This is a genomic window from Pseudomonas sp. CCNWLW23, from assembly GCF_037095675.1.
GTDB lineage: Bacteria > Pseudomonadota > Gammaproteobacteria > Pseudomonadales > Pseudomonadaceae > Aquipseudomonas > Aquipseudomonas atacamensis.
This window is the reverse complement of the sequence record NZ_JBAWKM010000017.1, coordinates 1-19,107: the sequence shown is the minus strand read 5'-3', so window position 1 is coordinate 19,107 and position 19,107 is coordinate 1. Positions and strand designations below refer to the sequence as shown.

At 59.0% G+C, this 19,107-nt stretch carries 21 protein-coding genes; 17 read left to right on the top strand and 4 right to left on the bottom strand.

Translation table 11 applies throughout. The features are described 5' to 3' along the window. The first annotated feature begins 4 nt into the window (after window positions 1-4). From fliH to V8J63_RS20055, 16 genes are all read left to right on the top strand, one after another. Window positions 5-811 (top strand): flagellar assembly protein FliH, encoded by an 807-nt coding sequence (gene fliH, locus V8J63_RS20130; protein ID WP_136492203.1) that lies wholly within the window; start codon window positions 5-7, stop codon window positions 809-811. Continuing rightward, window positions 801-2,159, top strand: a complete 1,359-nt coding sequence (gene fliI, locus V8J63_RS20125) for a flagellar protein export ATPase FliI (RefSeq protein ID WP_016771077.1) — start codon at window positions 801-803, stop codon at window positions 2,157-2,159. The genes fliH and fliI overlap by 11 nt, the downstream gene beginning before the upstream one ends. Window positions 2,160-2,165: 6 nt before the next feature. Then, window positions 2,166-2,615, top strand: a complete 450-nt coding sequence (gene fliJ / locus V8J63_RS20120) for a flagellar export protein FliJ (protein ID WP_016771076.1) — start codon at window positions 2,166-2,168, stop codon at window positions 2,613-2,615. A 190-nt stretch (window positions 2,616-2,805) separates the two neighbouring features. Further along, window positions 2,806-3,111 (top strand): STAS domain-containing protein, encoded by a 306-nt coding sequence (locus V8J63_RS20115; RefSeq protein WP_016771075.1) that lies wholly within the window; start codon window positions 2,806-2,808, stop codon window positions 3,109-3,111. A gap of 5 nt (window positions 3,112-3,116) precedes the next feature. Next, window positions 3,117-4,820, top strand: coding sequence for an ATP-binding SpoIIE family protein phosphatase (locus V8J63_RS20110; protein WP_269670127.1), 1,704 nt, complete (start codon window positions 3,117-3,119; stop codon window positions 4,818-4,820). A gap of 30 nt (window positions 4,821-4,850) precedes the next feature. After that, window positions 4,851-5,198, top strand: a complete 348-nt coding sequence (locus V8J63_RS20105) for an Hpt domain-containing protein (protein WP_197891262.1) — start codon at window positions 4,851-4,853, stop codon at window positions 5,196-5,198. Between the two features lie 105 nt (window positions 5,199-5,303). Next, on the top strand, window positions 5,304-6,671 hold the full coding sequence (locus V8J63_RS20100; protein ID WP_336464546.1) for a flagellar hook-length control protein FliK: 1,368 nt from the start codon (window positions 5,304-5,306) through the stop codon (window positions 6,669-6,671). 338 nt (window positions 6,672-7,009) lie between these two features. After that, complete coding sequence (gene fliL / locus V8J63_RS20095) at window positions 7,010-7,513, top strand: flagellar basal body-associated protein FliL (protein WP_016771071.1); 504 nt, start codon at window positions 7,010-7,012, stop codon at window positions 7,511-7,513. Between the two features lie 9 nt (window positions 7,514-7,522). Then, window positions 7,523-8,491 (top strand): flagellar motor switch protein FliM, encoded by a 969-nt coding sequence (fliM, locus tag V8J63_RS20090; protein WP_003222890.1) that lies wholly within the window; start codon window positions 7,523-7,525, stop codon window positions 8,489-8,491. A 55-nt stretch (window positions 8,492-8,546) separates the two neighbouring features. Next, window positions 8,547-9,005: a flagellar motor switch protein FliN gene (gene fliN / locus V8J63_RS20085; RefSeq protein WP_016771070.1), complete on the top strand. Its 459-nt coding sequence runs from the start codon at window positions 8,547-8,549 to the stop codon at window positions 9,003-9,005. Then, on the top strand, window positions 9,006-9,458 hold the full coding sequence (gene fliO, locus V8J63_RS20080; protein ID WP_024012109.1) for a flagellar biosynthetic protein FliO: 453 nt from the start codon (window positions 9,006-9,008) through the stop codon (window positions 9,456-9,458). Beyond that, window positions 9,458-10,216, top strand: coding sequence for a flagellar type III secretion system pore protein FliP (gene fliP / locus V8J63_RS20075; protein ID WP_071171446.1), 759 nt, complete (start codon window positions 9,458-9,460; stop codon window positions 10,214-10,216). Before fliO ends, fliP begins: the two co-directional genes overlap by 1 nt. Further along, window positions 10,213-10,482, top strand: a complete 270-nt coding sequence (gene fliQ, locus V8J63_RS20070) for a flagellar biosynthesis protein FliQ (RefSeq protein WP_016771067.1) — start codon at window positions 10,213-10,215, stop codon at window positions 10,480-10,482. Before fliP ends, fliQ begins: the two co-directional genes overlap by 4 nt. A gap of 3 nt (window positions 10,483-10,485) precedes the next feature. Further along, complete coding sequence (gene fliR / locus V8J63_RS20065; RefSeq protein WP_336464545.1) at window positions 10,486-11,271, top strand: flagellar biosynthetic protein FliR; 786 nt, start codon at window positions 10,486-10,488, stop codon at window positions 11,269-11,271. Between the two features lie 3 nt (window positions 11,272-11,274). Beyond that, the gene (flhB, locus tag V8J63_RS20060) at window positions 11,275-12,414 is read left to right on the top strand and encodes a flagellar biosynthesis protein FlhB (protein WP_076566597.1); all 1,140 of its coding nucleotides are present in this window, start codon (window positions 11,275-11,277) and stop codon (window positions 12,412-12,414) included. A 139-nt stretch (window positions 12,415-12,553) separates the two neighbouring features. Then, the gene (locus V8J63_RS20055) at window positions 12,554-12,790 is read left to right on the top strand and encodes a hypothetical protein (RefSeq protein ID WP_122611575.1); all 237 of its coding nucleotides are present in this window, start codon (window positions 12,554-12,556) and stop codon (window positions 12,788-12,790) included. A 430-nt stretch (window positions 12,791-13,220) separates the two neighbouring features. On the opposite strand, the gene V8J63_RS20050 is transcribed toward V8J63_RS20055, so the two are convergent. The 3 genes from V8J63_RS20050 to V8J63_RS20040 all read right to left on the bottom strand — a co-directional run bounded on the left by V8J63_RS20050 (window position 13,221) and on the right by V8J63_RS20040 (window position 17,796). Further along, window positions 13,221-15,509 carry a hypothetical protein gene (locus V8J63_RS20050; RefSeq protein WP_336464544.1) on the bottom strand — a complete coding sequence of 763 codons (2,289 nt, stop codon included), beginning with the start codon at window positions 15,507-15,509 and terminating at the stop codon, window positions 13,221-13,223. A 238-nt stretch (window positions 15,510-15,747) separates the two neighbouring features. Further along, window positions 15,748-16,107, bottom strand: coding sequence for a DUF6124 family protein (locus V8J63_RS20045; RefSeq protein ID WP_336464543.1), 360 nt, complete (start codon window positions 16,105-16,107; stop codon window positions 15,748-15,750). A gap of 576 nt (window positions 16,108-16,683) precedes the next feature. Further along, a complete protein-coding gene (locus tag V8J63_RS20040) occupies window positions 16,684-17,796 on the bottom strand; it encodes a hypothetical protein (RefSeq protein WP_336464542.1) in 1,113 nt (370 codons plus the stop codon). A 262-nt stretch (window positions 17,797-18,058) separates the two neighbouring features. Between V8J63_RS20040 and V8J63_RS20035 the strand changes: the two genes are divergently transcribed. Next, window positions 18,059-18,724, top strand: a complete 666-nt coding sequence (locus tag V8J63_RS20035) for a hypothetical protein (protein ID WP_336464541.1) — start codon at window positions 18,059-18,061, stop codon at window positions 18,722-18,724. Between the two features lie 149 nt (window positions 18,725-18,873). Here V8J63_RS20035 and V8J63_RS20030 read toward each other — a convergent pair. Further along, a partial coding sequence (locus V8J63_RS20030) for a DUF6124 family protein (protein WP_442963534.1) occupies window positions 18,874-19,107 on the bottom strand: 234 nt, incomplete at its 5' end.

Below are 19,107 nucleotides of genomic sequence, written 5' to 3'. Positions count from 1 at the left end.
GCTCATGGATAAGCCTGACGAGTCTGTGACGGATCTGATCCGCGCCCGCGATGTTCGTGGTTTCGAATCCTGGGCGCTGCCCAGCTTCGACCCGCCGAAACCGGAACCCGAGCCGGAGCCGGAGCCCGAACCGCCGGAAATGGAAGAAGTGCCGCTGGAAGAAGTCCAGCCACTGACCCTGGAAGAACTCGAAAGCATCCGTCAGGAGGCTTACAACGAGGGCTTCGCCATTGGCGAAAAGGAAGGTTTTCACAGCACCACGCTGAAGGTGCGTCAGGAAGCCGAAACAGCGCTGGCGGCGAAAATCGCCAGCCTCGAGCTGTTGATGGCCAACCTGTTCGAACCGATCGCCGAGCAAGATACGCAGATTGAAAAGTCGCTGGTCGACCTCGTGCAACACATCACCAAGCAGGTGATCAAGCGCGAACTGGCCATCGATTCGACGCAGATCGAACACGTCATGCGCGATGCCCTCAAGCTATTGCCGCTGGGCGTGGAAAACGTGCGCCTATACGTCAATCCGCAGGATTTCGCCCAGGTCAAAGCCCTGCGCGAACGCCACGAAGAAACCTGGCGCATCGTTGAAGACGAGTCGCTGTTGCCGGGCGGCTGCCGGGTTGAAACCGAACACAGCCGCATCGACGCCAGCGTCGAATCGCGGGTGACCCAGGTCATGGCCAAGCTGTTCGACCAATTGCACGAGCAAGCCCTGCACCCGGCAACGCCGGACTTGAGTCTGGACATTCCCGAAGACACCCCAGTGGCTGTCGACTCTGACGAGCCGCGCGCGGACGCCAGCGATGCGCCTTGAACGCACCAGCTTCGCCAAGCGCCTGAGCACCTACGCCGAGGCCACCGAGATTGCCGGCGCGCCGATCCTTGAAGGTCGGCTGCTGCGCATGGTCGGCCTGACCCTCGAAGCCGAAGGCTTGCGCGCCGCCATGGGCACCCGTTGCATGGTGATCAATGACGACAGCTACCACCCGTCCCAGGTGGAAGCGGAAGTCATGGGTTTTTCCGGCAGCAAAGTCTTTCTGATGCCGGTCGGCAGCGTCGCCGGCATCGCCCCGGGCGCCCGCGTGGTGCCGCTGGCCGATACCGGCCGTTTGCCGATGGGCATGAGCATGCTTGGCCGTGTCCTCGACGGCGCCGGCCGCGCGCTGGACGGCAAGGGCGGCATGAAGGCCGAAGACTGGGTGCCGATGGACGGCCCGACCATCAACCCGCTCAACCGTGATCCGATCAGCGTACCGCTGGACGTCGGCATCCGTTGCATCAACGGTTTGCTGACGGTCGGCCGTGGCCAGCGTCTGGGTCTGTTCGCCGGTACCGGTGTCGGTAAATCGGTGCTGTTGGGCATGATGACCCGCTTCACCGAGGCCGACATCATCGTCGTCGGCCTGATCGGTGAGCGTGGTCGCGAAGTTAAAGAATTCATCGAACACATTCTCGGTGAAGAAGGCCTCAAACGTTCGGTAGTGGTCGCCTCGCCAGCGGACGACGCACCGCTGATGCGTATGCGCGCGGCAATGTATTGCACGCGCATCGCCGAGTATTTCCGCGACAAGGGCAAGAACGTTCTGCTGCTGATGGACTCGCTGACCCGTTTCGCCCAGGCCCAGCGGGAAATCGCTCTGGCCATCGGCGAACCGCCAGCAACCAAGGGCTATCCGCCCTCGGTGTTCGCCAAACTGCCGAAACTGGTGGAGCGCGCCGGTAACGCGGAAAAGGGCGGTGGATCCATCACGGCGTTCTACACCGTACTGTCCGAAGGCGACGACCAGCAGGACCCGATTGCCGACTCGGCGCGGGGCGTGCTCGACGGCCATATCGTGCTGTCACGACGCCTGGCCGAGGAAGGTCACTATCCGGCGATCGACATCGAAGCCTCGATCAGCCGGGTGATGCCGGCGGTGGTTTCGCCGGATCACATGCAGCGCGCGCAGTACTTCAAGCAGTTGTGGTCGCGCTATCAGCAGAGCCGTGATTTGATCAGCGTCGGTGCCTACGTGGCCGGTGGCGATCGCGAGACCGATCTGGCGATTTCCCTGCAACCGCAGTTGGTCAGGTATCAGCGCCAGGGCCTCAACGACAAAATCAATCTGGGTGAAAGCCAGGCCTATCTGGAAACCCTGTTCGCCCCTGCGGCGGGCGGGTAACCGGCCATGGCCGTCAGCCGCGCCGCGCGCCTGGCACCGGTGGTGGACATGGCCGAAAAGGCCGAGAAAGCCGCCGTGCAGCGCCTCGCCTACTTTCAGGGCCAGGTCAAAGTTGCCGAAAGCAAACTGGCCGACCTCAATGCCTTTCGTCTGGATTACTCGCAGCAGTGGATCGTGCGCGGCAGCACTGGCGTGACCGGGCAATGGCTGCTGGGTTTTCAGGGGTTTCTGGCGCAACTCGACACCGCCGTCGACCAGCAACGGCAGAGCCTGGTCTGGCACCAGAACAAGCTCGACAAGGCGCGTGAGGAATGGCAGCAGGCGTTTGCCCGCGTCGAGGGTTTGCGCAAACTGGTGCAGCGCTATCGTGATGAAGCGCAACGCCTGGAAGACAAGCGCGAGCAGAAGCTGCTCGATGAACTGTCACAGCGTTTGCCACGGCGTGATGCCTTCTAAATCACACCGCCAAACTCTGTGGGAGCGAGCCTGCTCGCGAAAGCGCCGTGTCAGTCAACCCTGTAGTCAACTGCCAGAACGCCTTCGCGAGCAGGCTCGATCCCACACTTGTTCAACCGTTGCGCCTTGCCCCAACCCTATCCAGGTGCTACACCTTGTACAGGTTCGTCAATGACAAGGAAGCCAGTCAATGTCAGTCGTTACAGAAGTCTCTCCAGACCAGAAAAAGCTCACCATCGCCGTCAAAGGCCGGTTCGATTTCGGTCGCCATCAGGAATTTCGCGAGTCGTACGAGCGGCTCCCACACAAACCCGAATCCATCGTGGTCGATCTCAAAGAGGCTACTTACCTCGACAGCTCCGCGCTGGGCATGCTGCTTTTGCTGCGTGATCATGCCGGTGGCGACGAGTCGGATATCCGTGTCGTCAACAGCAGCTCCGATGTGAAGAAAATCCTCGCGATTTCCAACTTCGACAAACTCTTCGACATCAGTTGACGCCCATGCAGGCGCAAGAGCCGCTGACCATTCTTATCGCCGAAGACAGCGCCGCCGACCGGCTGCTGCTGTCGACCATCGTCCGCCGTCAGGGCCATCAGGTGCTCACAGCGGCCAATGGTGCCGAGGCGGTCGAAACGTTCAAAGAGCAGCAGCCCGATCTGGTGTTGATGGACGCGCTGATGCCGGTGATGGACGGCTTCGAAGCGGCGCGGCAGATCAAGGCACTGGCGGGTGAAGCATTAGTGCCGATCATCTTCCTCACCTCGCTGACCGAGAGTGAAGCGCTGGCTCGGTGTCTGGAGGCTGGCGGCGACGACTTTCTGGCGAAGCCGTACAACCAAGTGATACTCGCCGCCAAAATCAAGGCGATGGATCGCTTGCGCCGCCTTCAGGCAACGGTCCTGCAGCAGCGCGATCTGATCGCCAGACATCACGACTATCTGCTCAATGAACAACGCGTGGCCAAAGCGGTGTTCGACAAGGTCGCGCATTCCGGTTGCCTGAGCGCGCCGAACATCCGATACCTGCAATCGCCTTACGCGCTGTTCAACGGTGACTTGTTGCTGGCGGCGTACACGCCGTCCGGCGACATGCACGTCATGCTCGGCGATTTCACCGGGCATGGCTTGCCGGCAGCGGTGGGGGCGATGCCGCTGGCCGAAGTGTTTTATGGGATGACCGCCAAAGGCTACGGCCTGGCCGAAACCCTGCGTGAGATGAACGCCAAGCTCAAGCGCATCCTGCCGGTGGACATGTTCTGCTGCGCTACGTTGCTCAGTCTGAGTTTCCAGAGCCGTTCGGTGGAGGTGTGGAACGGCGGCATGCCCGACGGTTACTTGCACCGCATGGCCAGTGGCGAGCGCGTGCCCTTGCCGGCGCGGCATTTGCCCCTGGGGATTCTCAGCGCGCAAGCCTTCGATGACCGTACGGATGTGTATCCGATGGCCGTCGATGATCGGGTGTTTCTGCTATCGGACGGAGTGATCGATACCTGCGATGCCAATGACCAGTTGTTCGGTGTCGAACGTTTGCAGCAGGTGTTTGCGGCGAACCGCGAGCCGGATCGGTTGTTCGAGGATATCGAACAGGCACTGCGCGATTTTCGCGGACAGGCCCGTGATGATGTGAGCATGGTCGAGGTCAGTCTGCTTGAGTCGGCGCAGACGCACGGCGCGGCGCCGGTGTATTCCGACAGCGGCCAGTCGTGCCCGCTGGACTGGTCGGCCAGTTTCGAATTTCGCGGCGCCACGCTCAGGCGCTTCAATCCGTTGCCGTTCCTCTTGCAGTTGCTGCTTGAGGTGCATGGCCTGCGCGCGCAGAGCGGGGCGCTGTACAGCGTGCTCGCCGAGTTGTATTCCAATGGCCTGGAGCACGGCGTGCTCGGGCTGGATTCCAGCCTTAAACGCGATGCGGCAGGTTTCGCCCGCTACTATGAAATGCGCGCGGCGCGGCTGGAGGCGCTGCAAGACGGTTTCGTGCGCGTGCATCTGCAGGTCCAGCCGCAAGGCGAGGGCGGGCGACTGGTCATCCGCGTCGAGGACAGCGGCAAGGGCTTTGATGTGGCGCGGGTCATGGAGCGGCCCGTGGATAACGTCCGCTTGTCGGGACGCGGCATCGGTCTGGTCCGGCAACTGGGGCGCAACGCCAGTTGGTCTGACCAGGGTCGTAGTGCCAGCGTGGAGTTTTTCTGGGAGATTGAGGCATAATCCGCCCATTCTTGATCAAGGAGTGAGCAAGTGACAGACACACATGTAGATCGCGAAGTCCTCGACACTTTGCGCGAGGTGATGGAGGACGGCTATACGGAATTGCTGGAGACTTTTCTGGCAGATTCGCAAAGCCGCCTGCACGAGTTGCAGGACAGCACCAGCGCCAAAGCGCTTTCCGATGCAGCCCATAGCTTCAAGGGCAGTGCCAGCAACATGGGCGCGGTTCGACTGGCCGAGTTGTGCCAGGACCTTGAGTCGAATGCCAAGGACAAAAGTCCGGAAGCGCTCGCTCAACTGGTGGCCGATATCCATGCCGAATTCGCCGAAGTACGCCCGGTGTACGAAAGCGAAAAGCACCACGCCCACATCCACTGAAGTCGCCGCCCGGCGCTTTTCGCAAGTGTCTGGCCAAACTGGCCCGGCACTTGCAGTCATCTTGCTCAACTGTACCTACGATCCCAGTGCAGCGGAGACCGTGTCATGCCTGCGACCCCCAACATTCTTCTTCAGACCGCCGCTCAGGCCAAGGCGCAAGCCGCCTCTGCCAAATCGTCGGCAATGGCCGCAGACGCCGGTGACAAGGCTTCCAGCTTCGCCAGAGTGTTTGCCGATCAGGCGCCGGCCAAGCCTGCCGCAAGCGCCGATAATTCAGTCAAGCCGGCACGCGATAAAGTCGCTGACAGCAGCGGCAAAAAGGATATTGGCAAAGACCAGTCTGCCGCGCCCGAGCCAGCAGTTGCCGAAAGCGGCAAAGCGTTGCCTGCCGACAAAGCGGCGACGAGCGACGACGCGACTGCCACTGCCGATGACACCACTGAAACGTTACAAACCCCTGTGGCCGATGCCGCGCCTGTAGATCCGGCGCTTGATCCGGCCTTGGCGCAAGTCGTTCAGCCGTTGGTGGCAGCGCCTGTGGTGCAGGTCCCGGCAGTCGCCACCCCAGCCCAGCCGGAAACCGAAACGCCTGCATTGGCGGTCGTGTCGGGCATGGTCAAAGATCCGGCGGCTACCGACAGCGAATTTGATCCGACAGCCGACCCGCTCGATTCCCTGCCGGCCGTGCGCATGGCGATGGAGCAGGGCGGGCATATTTCTGCCGCCAGCCAGGCGCAACCGAAAGCCTCGCCTGCTCAGGCTCAGGCCGATGGCGAGTTGACCGCCGCGCAGAACTTCGCCGCCGGCATGGCCAGCATGCTCGACGTGCAGGCCGACAAGGACAGCACCAGTCAGGGCGGCGAACAAGCTTTCAGCGGGTTGATCGACGATGGTTTGAAAGATTTGAAATCCGCGACCAGCGACACCCGCGTCGACGACTTCGCCAACCGTCTGGCGGCACTGACCCAGGCCGCTACGCCGAAAACCGCGAATGCGCTGCCGGTGAATCAGCCGATCGCCATGCACCAGAGCGGCTGGACCGAAGAAGTGGTCAACCGCGTCATGTACCTGTCCAGCGTCAACCTGAAGGCCGCCGACATTCAGTTGCAGCCGGCGGAGCTGGGGCGCCTGGATATCCGCGTGAACATGGTTCCCGATCAGCAGACCCAGGTCACCTTCATGAGCGCGCATCCGAGCGTGCGTGAAGCGCTCGACAGCCAGATGCACCGCCTGCGCGACATGTTCAACCAGCAGGGCATGGGCCAGGTCGACGTCAACGTCGCCGACCAGAACCGTGGCTGGCAGGGGCAGCAAGGTCAGGAGCAGGCGCAGCAGGGGCAGAGTGGCCGGACCAGCGCGGCGGGTGGGCGTCTTGATTCGGTGGATGAAGAATTGGCACCGGCTACAGTGGCGGAAGTTGCCGCGCAGACCACCAGCGTCATCGGCACCAGCGCGGTCGACTATTACGCCTGATCAAATCAAGAGCCCCCTCACCCTAGCCCTCTCCCAGAGGGAGAGGGGACCGATTGGGGAATCTTGAAGAACTACGCCGACCTGAACGAGCATCGCTGAATCCGTTCGACATTCGGCGACCTGTTGATTCCCGCCCTGAACTTGCAATCACCTCGGTTGTGCAGGTCGATGTCCAGCCCCATTACATCTCGGTCGGCCCCCTCTCCCTCCCGGAGAGGGCTGGGGTGAGGGTGTTTTTGACTTTAGCGTCGTTCTCGACCTCCGACACTTCTGGCATAACACTTGCTCTTGCCTTGCCGTGCGACTGTGAAACCCCCGATTAGTGACGGATTATTGGCATGGCGAAGAGCGAAGCTGCAGCAGTAAAAGACCCCGCAACCAAAGGCAAACTCAAGCTGATCATCGTGATCGTGCTGGCGTTGCTGGTAGCCATTGGTGCATCCGTCGGGGCGACGTGGTTCTTCATGCACGGCGCGCAGAGCAAGCCTGCCGAGGCCGCTGAAGCAGCGCCGGTCGGCAAGCAGGCGGCGATTTTCGAGCCGATGGCGCCGGCCTTCGTTGCCAACTACAACCAGAACGGCCGTCAGCGCTACATGCAGGTTAGCATCACCATGCTGGCGCGTAATCAGGCCGATCTGGACGCGCTCAAAGTGCACATGCCGGTTATCCGCAACAACCTGGTGATGCTCTTCTCCGGTCAGGATTTCGCCACACTGGCGACCCCGGTCGGACAAGAGATGTTGCGCCAGAAGGCCACCGCCAGCGTCCAGGAAGTGGCGCAGAAAGAACTGGGCAAAGTGGTCATCGAACAGTTGCTTTTCACTAATTTCGTACTGCAGTAGGAACACGACATGGCCGTGCAGGATCTGCTGTCCCAGGATGAAATCGATGCGCTGCTGCATGGCGTCGATGATGGTCTGGTACAGACCGATAATGCTGCCGAACCCGGCAGTGTCAAAAGCTACGACCTGACCAGCCAGGATCGCATCGTCCGTGGACGCATGCCGACGCTGGAAATGATCAACGAGCGCTTTGCCCGCTACACCCGCATCAGCATGTTCAACATGCTGCGCCGCTCGGCGGACGTGGCTGTCGGTGGCGTGCAGGTGATGAAGTTCGGCGAATACGTGCACTCGCTGTACGTGCCGACCAGCCTCAACCTGGTCAAGATCAAACCGCTGCGTGGCACCGCGCTGTTCATCCTCGACGCCAAACTGGTGTTCAAGCTGGTGGACAACTTTTTCGGTGGTGACGGCCGTCACGCCAAGATCGAAGGGCGTGAGTTCACCCCGACCGAACTGCGCGTAGTGCGCATGGTGCTGGAACAGGCTTTCGTCGATTTGAAGGAAGCCTGGCAGGCGATCATGGAAGTCAATTTCGAGTACATCAACTCGGAAGTGAACCCGGCCATGGCCAACATCGTCGGCCCGAGCGAAGCGATTGTGGTCTCCACCTTCCACATCGAACTCGATGGCGGTGGCGGCGATCTGCACGTGACCATGCCGTACTCGATGATCGAGCCGGTGCGCGAGATGCTCGACGCCGGTTTCCAGTCCGACCTCGACGATCAGGACGAGCGCTGGGTCAACGCCCTGCGCCAGGACGTGCTCGATGTCGACGTGCCGATCGGTGCCACCGTAGCCCGCCGCCAGTTGAAGTTGCGCGACATCCTGCACATGCAACCGGGCGATGTGATCCCGGTCGAGATGCCGGAAGACATGATCATGCGCGCCAACGGCGTGCCGGCCTTCAAGGTCAAGATGGGCTCGCACAAAGGCAACCTCGCGTTGCAGGTGATCGAGCCGATCGAGCGTCGCTGAGGCGGCGCTTTTCACCCCCGTATTTAACCGAATTGTTGCCCGCCGAGGACACATGATGAACGACGATATGAACGCGCAGGACGACCAGGCACTGGCCGATGAATGGGCTGCGGCCCTGGAAGAAACCGGTGATGCCGGCCAGGCTGACATCGATGCACTGCTGGCTGCCGACGCAGGCACTTCCAGCTCCAACCGTCTGCCGATGGAAGAGTTCGGCAGCGTGCCGAAGAACAACGATCCGGTGACCCTCGACGGTCCTAACCTGGACGTGATCCTCGACATCCCGGTGTCGATTTCCATGGAAGTCGGCAGCACCGACATCAACATCCGCAACCTGCTGCAACTCAACCAGGGTTCGGTGATCGAGCTCGATCGTCTGGCCGGTGAGCCGCTCGACGTGCTGGTCAACGGCACCTTGATCGCCCACGGCGAAGTAGTGGTGGTCAACGAGAAGTTCGGCATCCGCCTGACCGACGTGATCAGCCCAAGCGAACGCATCAAGAAGCTGCGCTGAGTGAAAAGGTTTCTCTGGGTGCTGCTGGCATGGCCGTTGAGCGTGCTGGCTGCCGAGCCGAGCGCAACCACTGCCGCGCCTGCCGCCACCGCGCCAATGGTCAACAGCGGCGTGGCCGGTCAGTTGACGCAACTGGTGTTCGGTTTGCTGCTGGTGCTGGGCTTGATCTTCTTCCTCGCCTGGCTGTTGCGCCGCGTGCAACAGGCGGGGCCGGCGGGCAAGGGCCAGGTGATCGAGCTGATCGGTTCCCGCGCGCTCGGTCCGCGTGACCGCTTGATGCTGGTGCAGGTCGGCAACGAGCAGATTCTGCTCGGCCTCAGCCCCGGCACCATCACCGCGCTGCACGTGCTCAAAGAGCCGGTCGAAGTCCCCACTGCCAGCGAAAAAGCGACGCCGGAATTTGCTCAGCATCTGCTGAAGATTCTTGGCAAGGACCAAAAGGATACGAAGTAATGGGTGCGCTCCGCATCGTCTTGACGCTGCTCCTGTTGCTGGCCGCGCCGCTGGCGTTCGCCGCCGATCCGTTGTCGATCCCGGCGATCACGCTGGGCACCAATGCCGACGGCGCGCAGGAATATTCGGTCAGTCTGCAGATCCTGCTGATCATGACCGCGCTGAGCTTTATTCCAGCGGCGGTCATCCTGATGACCAGCTTCACGCGGATCATCATCGTCTTCTCGATCCTGCGTCAGGCCCTCGGCCTGCAACAGACGCCGTCGAACCAGATCCTCACCGGCATGGCGCTGTTCCTGACGCTGTTCATCATGGCGCCGGTGTTCGACCGGGTGAACAACGACGCGCTGCAACCGTATCTGGCGGAAACCCTCACCGCCCAGCAAGCGGTGGAAAAGGCTCAGGTGCCGATCAAGGACTTCATGCTCGCGCAGACCCGCACCAGCGATCTGGAGCTGTTCATGCGCCTGTCCAAGCGCACCGACATCGCCAGCCCGGATCAGGCGCCGTTGACCATTCTGGTACCGGCGTTCGTGACCTCCGAGCTTAAAACCGCCTTCCAGATCGGCTTCATGATCTTCATTCCGTTCCTGATCATCGACCTCGTTGTCGCGAGCGTGCTGATGGCCATGGGTATGATGATGCTCTCGCCGCTGATCATTTCGCTGCCGTTCAAGATCATGCTGTTCGTGCTGGTCGATGGCTGGGCGCTGATCATCGGTACACTGGCCAGCAGTTTTGGAGGTGTTTCGCCATGACGCCGGAAGTCGCGGTCGATATCTTTCGTGAAGCCCTGTGGCTGACCACCATGATGGTCGCCATTCTGGTGGTGCCGAGCCTGCTGGTCGGCCTGCTGGTGTCGATGTTCCAGGCCGCCACGCAGATCAACGAACAGACCCTGAGCTTCCTGCCGCGTCTGCTGGTGATGCTGGTGACCCTGATCATCGGCGGTCCGTGGATCGTGCAGACGTTCATGGAATACATCATCCAGCTGTACAAAAACATTCCGATGGTCATCGGCTAAGCCATGCAATCGCTGCTTCAGCTGACCGACACCCAGATCAGCACCTGGGTGGCGTCGTTCATGTTGCCGCTGTTTCGCGTCGCCTCGATGCTGATGGTCATGCCGGTGTTCGGCACCACCCTGATTCCGCGGCGCGTGCGCCTGTATTTCGCCTTGGCGATCACCGTGGTCATCACCCCGGCGCTGCCGCCGATGCCGGCCGTCAGCCCGCTGGATCTCAGCGGCCTGCTGCTGATCGGTGAGCAGATTCTGGTGGGCGCCGTACTGGGCTTTTCCCTGCAACTGTTCTTCCAGGCCTTTGCCGTGGCTGGACAGATCGTCGCGATCCAGATGGGCATGGGCTTCGCCTCGATGATCGACCCTACCAACGGCGTTTCGGTGGCGGTGATCGGGCAGTTCTTCACCATGCTGGTGACGTTGCTATTCCTGTCGATGAACGGCCATCTGGTGGTGTTCGAAGTCCTCACTGAAAGCTTCACCACGCTGCCGGTCGGCGGCGGTTTGATGGTTGCGCATTACTGGGAATTGGCCGGCAAGCTCGGCTGGGTCCTCGGCGCCGCGCTGCTGCTGGTGTTGCCGGCCGTCACCGCACTGTTGGTAGTCAACATCGCCTTCGGCGTGATGACCCGCGCCGCGCCGCAACTGAACATCTTCTCGATCGGTTTTCCGCTGACCTTGGTGCTCGGCCTGTTCATCGTCTGGGTGGGGCTCGCGGACATTCTCAACCAGTATCAACCGCTGGCCAGCGAGGCCTTGCAGTTGCTACGCGAACTGGCACGGGCGCGCTGAGTCATGGCAGAGAGCGAAAGCGGTCAGGACAAAACGGAAGACCCCACGGAGAAACGCAAAAAGGACTCCCGTGAGAAGGGTGAAATCGCCCGTTCCAAAGAGCTCAACACTCTGGCCGTGATGATGGCCGGTGCCTCTGCGCTGCTGATCTTCGGCGGCATGCTCGCGCAAGAAATGATGGACGTGATGCGCCTGAACTTCACCCTGTCCCGCGAAGTGGTCATGGACCAAGGCGCGATGGGCCGGTTCTTGCTGGAGTCGGGCCTGATCGCCTTGCTGGCGATTCAGCCGGTGATGATCACCCTGTTGCTCGCCGCCATCATCGGGCCGATCTCCCTCGGTGGCTGGCTGTTCGCGGCAAAGTCGCTGGCGCCCAAATTCAGCCGGATGAACCCGGCCGCCGGCCTCAAACGCATGTTCTCGTTCAAGGCTGTGGTCGAACTGCTCAAGGCCCTGGCGAAGTTTTTGATTACTCTGGGTGTGGCACTGTTGGTGCTGTCCGCCGACGTCGATGATCTTCTGCGCATCGCCCACGAACCACTGGACATGGCGATCATCCACAGCGTCTTGCTGGTGGGCTGGAGCACGCTGTGGTTGGCCTGCGGCCTGATCATCATCGCCGCCGTCGACGTGCCGGTGCAGCTCTGGGAAGCGCACAAGAAACTGCTGATGACCAAGCAGGAAGTGCGCGACGAGCACAAGGACCAGGAAGGCCGCCCGGAGGTCAAGCAACGCATCCGCCAGACCCAGCGCGAAATGTCCCAGCGGCGCATGATGGCAGCGATTCCCGAAGCCGACGTGGTCATCACCAACCCGACCCACTACGCCGTCGCACTCAAATACGACTCGGAAAAGGGCGGCGCACCGGTGCTGCTGGCCAAGGGCAGCGACTTCATCGCCCTGAAAATCCGCGAAATCGCAGTGGCCAACAACGTCATGTTGCTTGAATCGCCGGCGCTGGCGCGCTCGATCTATTACTCAACTGAGCTTGAGCAGGAAATTCCTGGCGGGCTGTATCTGGCAGTGGCGCAGGTGCTGGCCTACGTCTACCAGATCCGCCAACACCAGGCGGGCAAGGGCAAGCGGCCGGATCCGTTGAAGGATGATTTGCCGATTCCGCCGGATTTGCGTCGGGATTCCTGACCTTGCCTTGCAGCCATTGGTCTGAGATAGCCTTTCACTGTCAACTCTGACAGGTGCAGTCGCCGTGATTTTGCAGTTTGATGCAAGGTGGCACCGCGAACTTGGCGCGGTCAGGCTAGCGAGTGCAAGGAGCACGATGATGAAAGGTATTTTCAGCAGCTACGATGAAAAAACCGGCAAAGGCACCATCACGCCGAAGCCCTCGGGACGATGCCTGTCCTTTGCCGAAGCCACGGGTTTTTTTCTGACGGCCAAAGAGTACCGGTTCAGCATTCCAGTGCCTGATGCCCTGCATGCGAAGGTCAAAGTGGGCGGCGAAGTCGAGTTCGAATTGCCCAGGACCAAAAATGGAAAAGTGAAAATCCTTCGGTATTGAGCAACCGTTCGCAAAACGCCGAAACGAAAAAACGCCGCTCCGATTCAACGGGGCGGCGTTTTTTCTGATCGTTCCCACGCTCTGCGTGGGAACGCAGCCCGGGACGCTCCGCGTCCCTTCCGAAGCTGGACGCGGAGCGTCCGTTGAGGCGTTTTCACGCAGAGCGTGGGAACGATCATCAACGACGATTCATATGGAATTAGCTGTCCATTCGCGAGCAATCTCACTCCCACATTTGGAGTGCATTTCTCTGGGAGCCAGCCTGCACGCAAAAGGGCCATTCCTGTCAGTCGAAATTCACGCTCCAAGCTCTCTCTTTCCATCTTTAACCAAAGTTGAACGTAATAATCCGTCCCCTTTTCCTGGCAGAAAAGGTGACGGACATTTATTCTTGGCATAATGAAAAAAATGCGTACTTTTCTTTCTGTAGTCATGTAGTGAAAGAAAAATTATCAAAAATGACATAGTCATGGGCGGCGGTGCGCAGTTCAATTTTTGCGATGCCACTAGCAATCAATTGTATAAGTTTAGGCTCGACATTGTTTGGCGGGGCTGTTTGTATGTCTAGGATCTCGTCATTTATATTATATAGGACAACGCTGAAGCTCCAATCGGCCACGATATACCAAAAAGAGACCTTAGTGTATGGTGTTTTGAATTTTAGAGAAACTTTTGTAGGTTGGCCGAGGCTGCCATAATGCAAAGATAGTGCGTTGCCTTCTATTTTCCCAGGGAAATGCATTCCAGCGGGAATGGGGCCAATTATGCACGGAAGAGATCCTTCCACATATTCGATTAGCATGCTGGGTATATCATAACTATCGCCGCGTAAAAGTGTTTTACCCGCTACCAAATCAAAATTCTCAGACAGGATTGCAGCTATGACGCAATATGACTTTATTGGAAAGCGCACTGCTGTGTTCGCATTGGCTACTCCATCAAAGTTTACAGATACATAAATATAAACTTTCGAATTATGAGCCAATTTTTCTAGGAATGTACGCGAGAGGAGCCCATCCTGATTGCCAGTATTGGGCACCGATACGCCTTGATGAATGTGCTCCGTGAGAACGGTTCCGCTTGCATCTGTTCCTTCACAGCGTATCCAGAGTTTCTGCCCCGCCGCCATCAAGGGCCAGCTTTGGATCAGCACCCGTGTATCCCCGATAAAGCTGGTCAGATCCAGTATGGAATCATCTATAGCCGCCATGATGATCGGTGTGGGTAGGCGCTGATCCTCATCGGCAATCTTCAATACGCTTACCTTTAGCGAATCTGATTTTCCAGCCTGCCCCCCATCGCGATTCAAATTCCACCGCAGCTCAATCACTTTCCCATGCCGTGCCGCCAGAAATGCCGGACTCAACAACGTATTCACCCGTTTGTTGGCATTGAATTCCACCAATGGAAATTGCGGCGAGCCCGCTGGTGCATTGACCTCCACCAGTCGTGCACGGTCTCCTTTTAAAGCGCCGAGATACTCGATGCGTACCGTCACCCCGTTCGGATAGGCCAGTACATCAATCGGGTCAACGGCCGGTGCCACCAGAAACGGGGGCAACAACACAATGGTGCTGCCGCCGATTACATCGGCCGTGGTGGTCTTGGAGGTCGCAATAGTGATGCCGCCGCGTACCAGTTCATATTTCGCCCGCACCACACTACCGGCGATCACTTTGGCATTGGGCACCATCAGTTTGTAGGTGAACGGAATGCGCCCGACATCGGCCTCAACGATGTGCGTCACGACCGGGGCTGCTGGTTTGGTGGCGGTGTAGGTCACGCGGATTTTGTCGTTGGGCTGCCATGTCGGCGCGAAGGCGTGCACCAGGGCGGTGAGATCTTTACTGCCAAGTTTGGCCAGATCGATGGTGCTTGGGTCATCGCTCGGATCGTCCGGATCTTCGGCCAGATCGGGGGCGACCAGTCGCGGTTCCTTTAGGTGCACATCGATTTCAACCGTGCCCGAGTATGGCGAGTCGGCATCCGGCCCGTTGCCGAGCTGATCGGTGACAGTGTAGGAAAAGACAAAGTTCGGGCTGTCGCCCGCTTGCTGAAACACCTCTTCCCCGACCATTACGCAAATCGTTGTCCGCTCGGCAGACGGGGTGGCAGGCGCTTCACCGGGGGCGACAATGCGCACGACATCCTTGCCGTTGCAGTTCAAGCGGATCACGTCATGCGCCCGGCAGTAGGGGTAGGCGAAACACACTTGCACGCCTTCCTTCGCGCGCTCGGCATCAATGCCGTCGTAGCGCACGTCGTCCGGCAGGATCAAATGCAATTCGGAATGTGCGCGGTCGCCGGGCGTCTGATCCTGCATGCCGGGGCGGATGTCGTTATACAACAGGGTCAGCTCGGGTGTTGACGTGCCCTCGTTCTGGCTACCGCGGGTGATGGTGAAAACAAGCGTGTTGAGGCGATTCTTTAGTAATAAACCTTTGGGCAGATACAGGGTATGGATGTCATTTTCCTCGCCCGGCCCGATGGTTTTTATGGCGTCGGTACGGGCGTTGTTCAGCCACAGGCGAATCACGTCACCTTCTTTCACTGTCCCGGCCAGCGGAGGGTCGACCTTGATGGTCAGGCCCATGGGTTTGAGGTCGTATACGTGTATGGGCACACCATAATCTGCGCCGATCACCGGCCTGGTAGCTTCAGGAGCCCGGGGTGGATTCAACGCCAGGACATTGTTGTGGGGTGTCTGGTTTATGGTCATGGGTGAAACTCCTGCGCGGGGGAAAGGGCAGGAATCATCAGAGCGTTTAATTAGATATTGCGCACCTGTCAAACCTGACAGGTGTTAGCGGTATTCAGATGAATGGTCATTGCGGTTCGGTGCCCATGCTCTGTGCGTAGAAGTGCCTAACGGCGCTCCGCGTTGGGCTCGGGATGGGCCGCAGCGCGTTCCGGGCTGCATTCCCACGCCGGAGCGTGGGAACGATCATTGCGCCGACCTACTGCGGCGACTCCAGATTATCCAGCACCCGATTCACCGCCAATTCCCCGAGCATGATCAGTTGCGCAATCCCCATCAGGGTACGGCGCTGGGATGGTTTCACCAGTCCGGCAAATTCCTGGGCGATGGTTTTAGCCGAGGCGAGGGTTTCGCAGGCGTTGGCCAGCAGGTCTTCGTTTTTGGTGTCGGCGGTGACGGCGTACATGGCGCGGGGGCTGAACGGCGGTGGGGTGGAGCCGGGTGGGCAGAGGTAGTGGTCGAGGGCGCGGTCGGCGGCTTGGTGGAGTTTTTTTGAGTCGAGGGATTCGTAGGGGGAGGTGGGGTCGGTTTCGGGTGGGTTGGGTGTGGGTTTGATCATGGTGAAGCTCCTTTGAAATGGAGCCGCGACAACCTGTCGCTAAACAGGGAGGGTGGCGGCTGTACGCGGGTTAGCGAACCGGTCAAAGGCACCCGGCAGACCCGAAGGTCTCCCGCATACAGCCACCATGACGAAATCGCGAACATACAGATCCGCAACGAAGCCTGGAACGCCGATGCACCTTTGACTTGAGTTCGAGTCGCTAAACCCGATCGCTGATTCGTCAGCGACCGGACCACAATAGAATCCGCCCCCAAAGCGCACAAGCCGGCGGATTCTGGCGTAGCTGTAGGCAATGGCGCAAGAATTTGTAGCCTGAAAGGCGTGTCTGAAGGTGTCTTTTAAACGCCTGAGTTTAAAAGGCGATTTGCGCTGACTTCACTGGCCCCTACGCGAGCAAGCTCGCTCCCGCATTTGGAATGCGTTTCCCTGTGGGAGCGAGCTTGCTCGGGAAAGGGCTAATCCGGCCAGCAGAAAACCTCGACCAAGCCCCCCTGTTTAAATCATTGGTCAAATAAATCCGTCCCCCTTTTCTGCTTGATTGTCCAGTTGTCCGGATCAGACCTACGCCAGTATTCAAACCCAGAATTGAAAGTGATCCAGGTAAGACCAGTCCCTTGAGACGATTTGAATTGAAGTGATTTTCCTGCCGGAGGGTGCAGAAAAGTCAATCCACTTATGGCCGTTGGAAGCGTCCGCAGGAAGGTTTCTCGATCCCACATATCCAGCATCGTCGGAAAAACCGATTTCCGCAGCGTTGCGTTGATAGGTGTATGCAAATCTGACTCGAGAGTAGGCTGATTTGAGGCTAAGCGTGATCAGTTGTCGCCCTGTCGGAAGCTCGTTGCCAGCGTTTGTCACGATAGCTGGGCCGGTGAGCATCCCTGCTATGGGACCACCGTAAGTTTGAATGCCGGTTGTACCCGCTCCGGAAGTGAGTGTGATGGTCATGCTCGGGATGCTGATGCTCTGGCCAACGGTAATGCTGCTGTGGGGTTGGCCATCAAAATTCTCAAAGAGTATCGGCTCAGGAACCGCCTCGCCTACCCGCACCCTCAACACCTTCGAAAACATCAACCGCTCACCACTTCCCGATTTGTACACGGTGTAATTGATCAGGGCATCGGCGCCGCGATTGTTTGTTCGCCAGTCAGAAGGAAGTGTAAAGACTGGTGTGACACCTGCCTGAACAGGTCGCGTATCACTTTCCCATAGCGTGTTGGCGGTAGCGCGCACACGTACCGTATAGCCAGTCGTCATGCCTGAGTAGTTGACGCTAACAGTTTTCTGATCACTCGACAGGGTCGGTGCCAAGAGATCGAATGGCTGAGGGAGAATGTGCAGCAGCAAATAGCGCGAAGGAATCAAGGTCGTGCCCGGGGCCGTACGCACCGTGTAAAAGACCTTCACCGTGTGGCCAATGCTATCGATCACCTCCATGCGAGGAATGCGGATGTCGATAGTGCCAGGGGTTCCCACGGTGATCACCTGCGAGTGGTAGGTGTGCCGAGGGTTTTCCCAAGTGATGCGAACCGTATGGCCGCGGGCCATGCCGGTGAAGTGCGGAACTTGAGCAGTGACGTATTGGGCGAAATAGACATGATCGAAGTCAAGTTGATCGCCCGCAGAGCCATGTGCTTCAAGTACTTTTGGCGCCGCTGGATCGGTGACTGCTGAAACTGAGTTCATGGGGATGTCTCCTGCGTTCGAGTGATTGCCTCGGAAGGCTCCATTTGATGCAGGAAGCAGAAATTCTTGCCACTGTCAGATCTGACAGGTGATCGAGTATTTCCGATGAGCGGTGGCTTTGCAGATATCTTTTGGTTGGCTACGTCGTCCAGAGACCGTTGGTCTGGAAATGCCGTCCACCTGTCAACTCTTACAGTAGACGGACCCCTGTCCATGACCTCGAGATAGGGGCGCAAGTTTACCGAACCAGGAGAGTACGATCATGGCAGAGCGCATTTACCGAAAACTCGAGGGCATGGGCCTGGAATATGTGTCAGGGCGACTGGAACATAACCCGAAAGAGCGGGCCATCCGTTACACCGTCACTTTCGACATGGATTTGGATTTCACCCATTTCAAACAGATGGCCAATGCTTATATCCCGGATTATCTCGACAACCCGATCAACGCGATCAGGCCTGAACTGGACGGCCTGGCTAACCACTATTCCTACAACTACCTGTTCAGTGCAGCGGGAAACATCCGCGATAATCAGGCGCTGTTCGAACTCTTTACCTCGCCCAGTTATTACAACGATCAATGGGCGACCGGCCCTCATCGGCAGGTGCGTTATGGCAAACCGGAGTTTGAGCAGGTCGGGCGAAAGCTCCGAGTGACTGCACGCAGAGACTTCAGATCCCTGGATGACACGGGTCAGATCGAAATCGGAGATTTGCCGGTCATCCAGTTTCATTGGGCGCTCAATCTGCTGCAAAGTGATCTGACGGTCCCGGGAATCATTGCGCCAGTGACCAAGGTCGTGTTGATGTACATGGATGAGGACTTCGTTGAGGTCGAAGGTGAGCAGATTTTGCGGGGTACGCGCTACGTCAATGGCAAGCAACTGGGCTTCGGCAATATTGCGCCCAAGCAGATATTAACTGCGTAGTAACCGGCATTAAAAACGCCGTCCCGATTGCGCGGTGCGGCGTTTTTTAGCCTGAAGACTTGTTTTGGCTGTGACGTCGCCTTCGCGGACTTGCCAGCGAAGACGTCAACATCCAGATCGCCTCATTCAAGGCTTGTCACAAATCTCTGCTACTGCGGCAACTCCAGATTATCCAGCACCCGATTCACTGCCAATTCCCCGAGCATGATCAGTTGCGCAATCCCCATCAGCGTCCGGCGTTGCGATGGCTTGACCAGTCCGGCGAATTCCTGGGCGATGGTTTTCGCTGAGGCGAGGGTTTCGCAGGCGTTGGCCAGCAGGTCTTCGTTTTTGGTGTCGGCGGTGACGGCGTACATGGCGCGGGGGCTGAACGGCGGTGGGGT

Bases quoted from the DNA above. Each gene is read 5' to 3' on its own strand.
- fliH (WP_136492203.1), top strand. From the start codon at position 5: ATGGATAAGCCTGACGAGTCTGTGACGGATCTGATCCGCGCCCGCGAT.
- fliI (WP_016771077.1), top strand. From the start codon at position 801: ATGCGCCTTGAACGCACCAGCTTCGCCAAGCGCCTGAGCACCTACGCC.
- fliJ (WP_016771076.1), top strand. From the start codon at position 2,166: ATGGCCGTCAGCCGCGCCGCGCGCCTGGCACCGGTGGTGGACATGGCC.
- V8J63_RS20115 (WP_016771075.1), top strand. From the start codon at position 2,806: ATGTCAGTCGTTACAGAAGTCTCTCCAGACCAGAAAAAGCTCACCATC.
- V8J63_RS20110 (WP_269670127.1), top strand. From the start codon at position 3,117: ATGCAGGCGCAAGAGCCGCTGACCATTCTTATCGCCGAAGACAGCGCC.
- V8J63_RS20100 (WP_336464546.1), top strand. From the start codon at position 5,304: ATGCCTGCGACCCCCAACATTCTTCTTCAGACCGCCGCTCAGGCCAAG.
- fliL (WP_016771071.1), top strand. From the start codon at position 7,010: ATGGCGAAGAGCGAAGCTGCAGCAGTAAAAGACCCCGCAACCAAAGGC.
- fliM (WP_003222890.1), top strand. From the start codon at position 7,523: ATGGCCGTGCAGGATCTGCTGTCCCAGGATGAAATCGATGCGCTGCTG.
- fliN (WP_016771070.1), top strand. From the start codon at position 8,547: ATGAACGACGATATGAACGCGCAGGACGACCAGGCACTGGCCGATGAA.
- fliP (WP_071171446.1), top strand. From the start codon at position 9,458: ATGGGTGCGCTCCGCATCGTCTTGACGCTGCTCCTGTTGCTGGCCGCG.
- fliQ (WP_016771067.1), top strand. From the start codon at position 10,213: ATGACGCCGGAAGTCGCGGTCGATATCTTTCGTGAAGCCCTGTGGCTG.
- fliR (WP_336464545.1), top strand. From the start codon at position 10,486: ATGCAATCGCTGCTTCAGCTGACCGACACCCAGATCAGCACCTGGGTG.
- flhB (WP_076566597.1), top strand. From the start codon at position 11,275: ATGGCAGAGAGCGAAAGCGGTCAGGACAAAACGGAAGACCCCACGGAG.
- V8J63_RS20055 (WP_122611575.1), top strand. From the start codon at position 12,554: ATGAAAGGTATTTTCAGCAGCTACGATGAAAAAACCGGCAAAGGCACC.
- V8J63_RS20050 (WP_336464544.1), bottom strand. From the start codon at position 15,509: ATGACCATAAACCAGACACCCCACAACAATGTCCTGGCGTTGAATCCA.
- V8J63_RS20045 (WP_336464543.1), bottom strand. From the start codon at position 16,107: ATGATCAAACCCACACCCAACCCACCCGAAACCGACCCCACCTCCCCC.
- V8J63_RS20040 (WP_336464542.1), bottom strand. From the start codon at position 17,796: ATGAACTCAGTTTCAGCAGTCACCGATCCAGCGGCGCCAAAAGTACTT.
- V8J63_RS20035 (WP_336464541.1), top strand. From the start codon at position 18,059: ATGGCAGAGCGCATTTACCGAAAACTCGAGGGCATGGGCCTGGAATAT.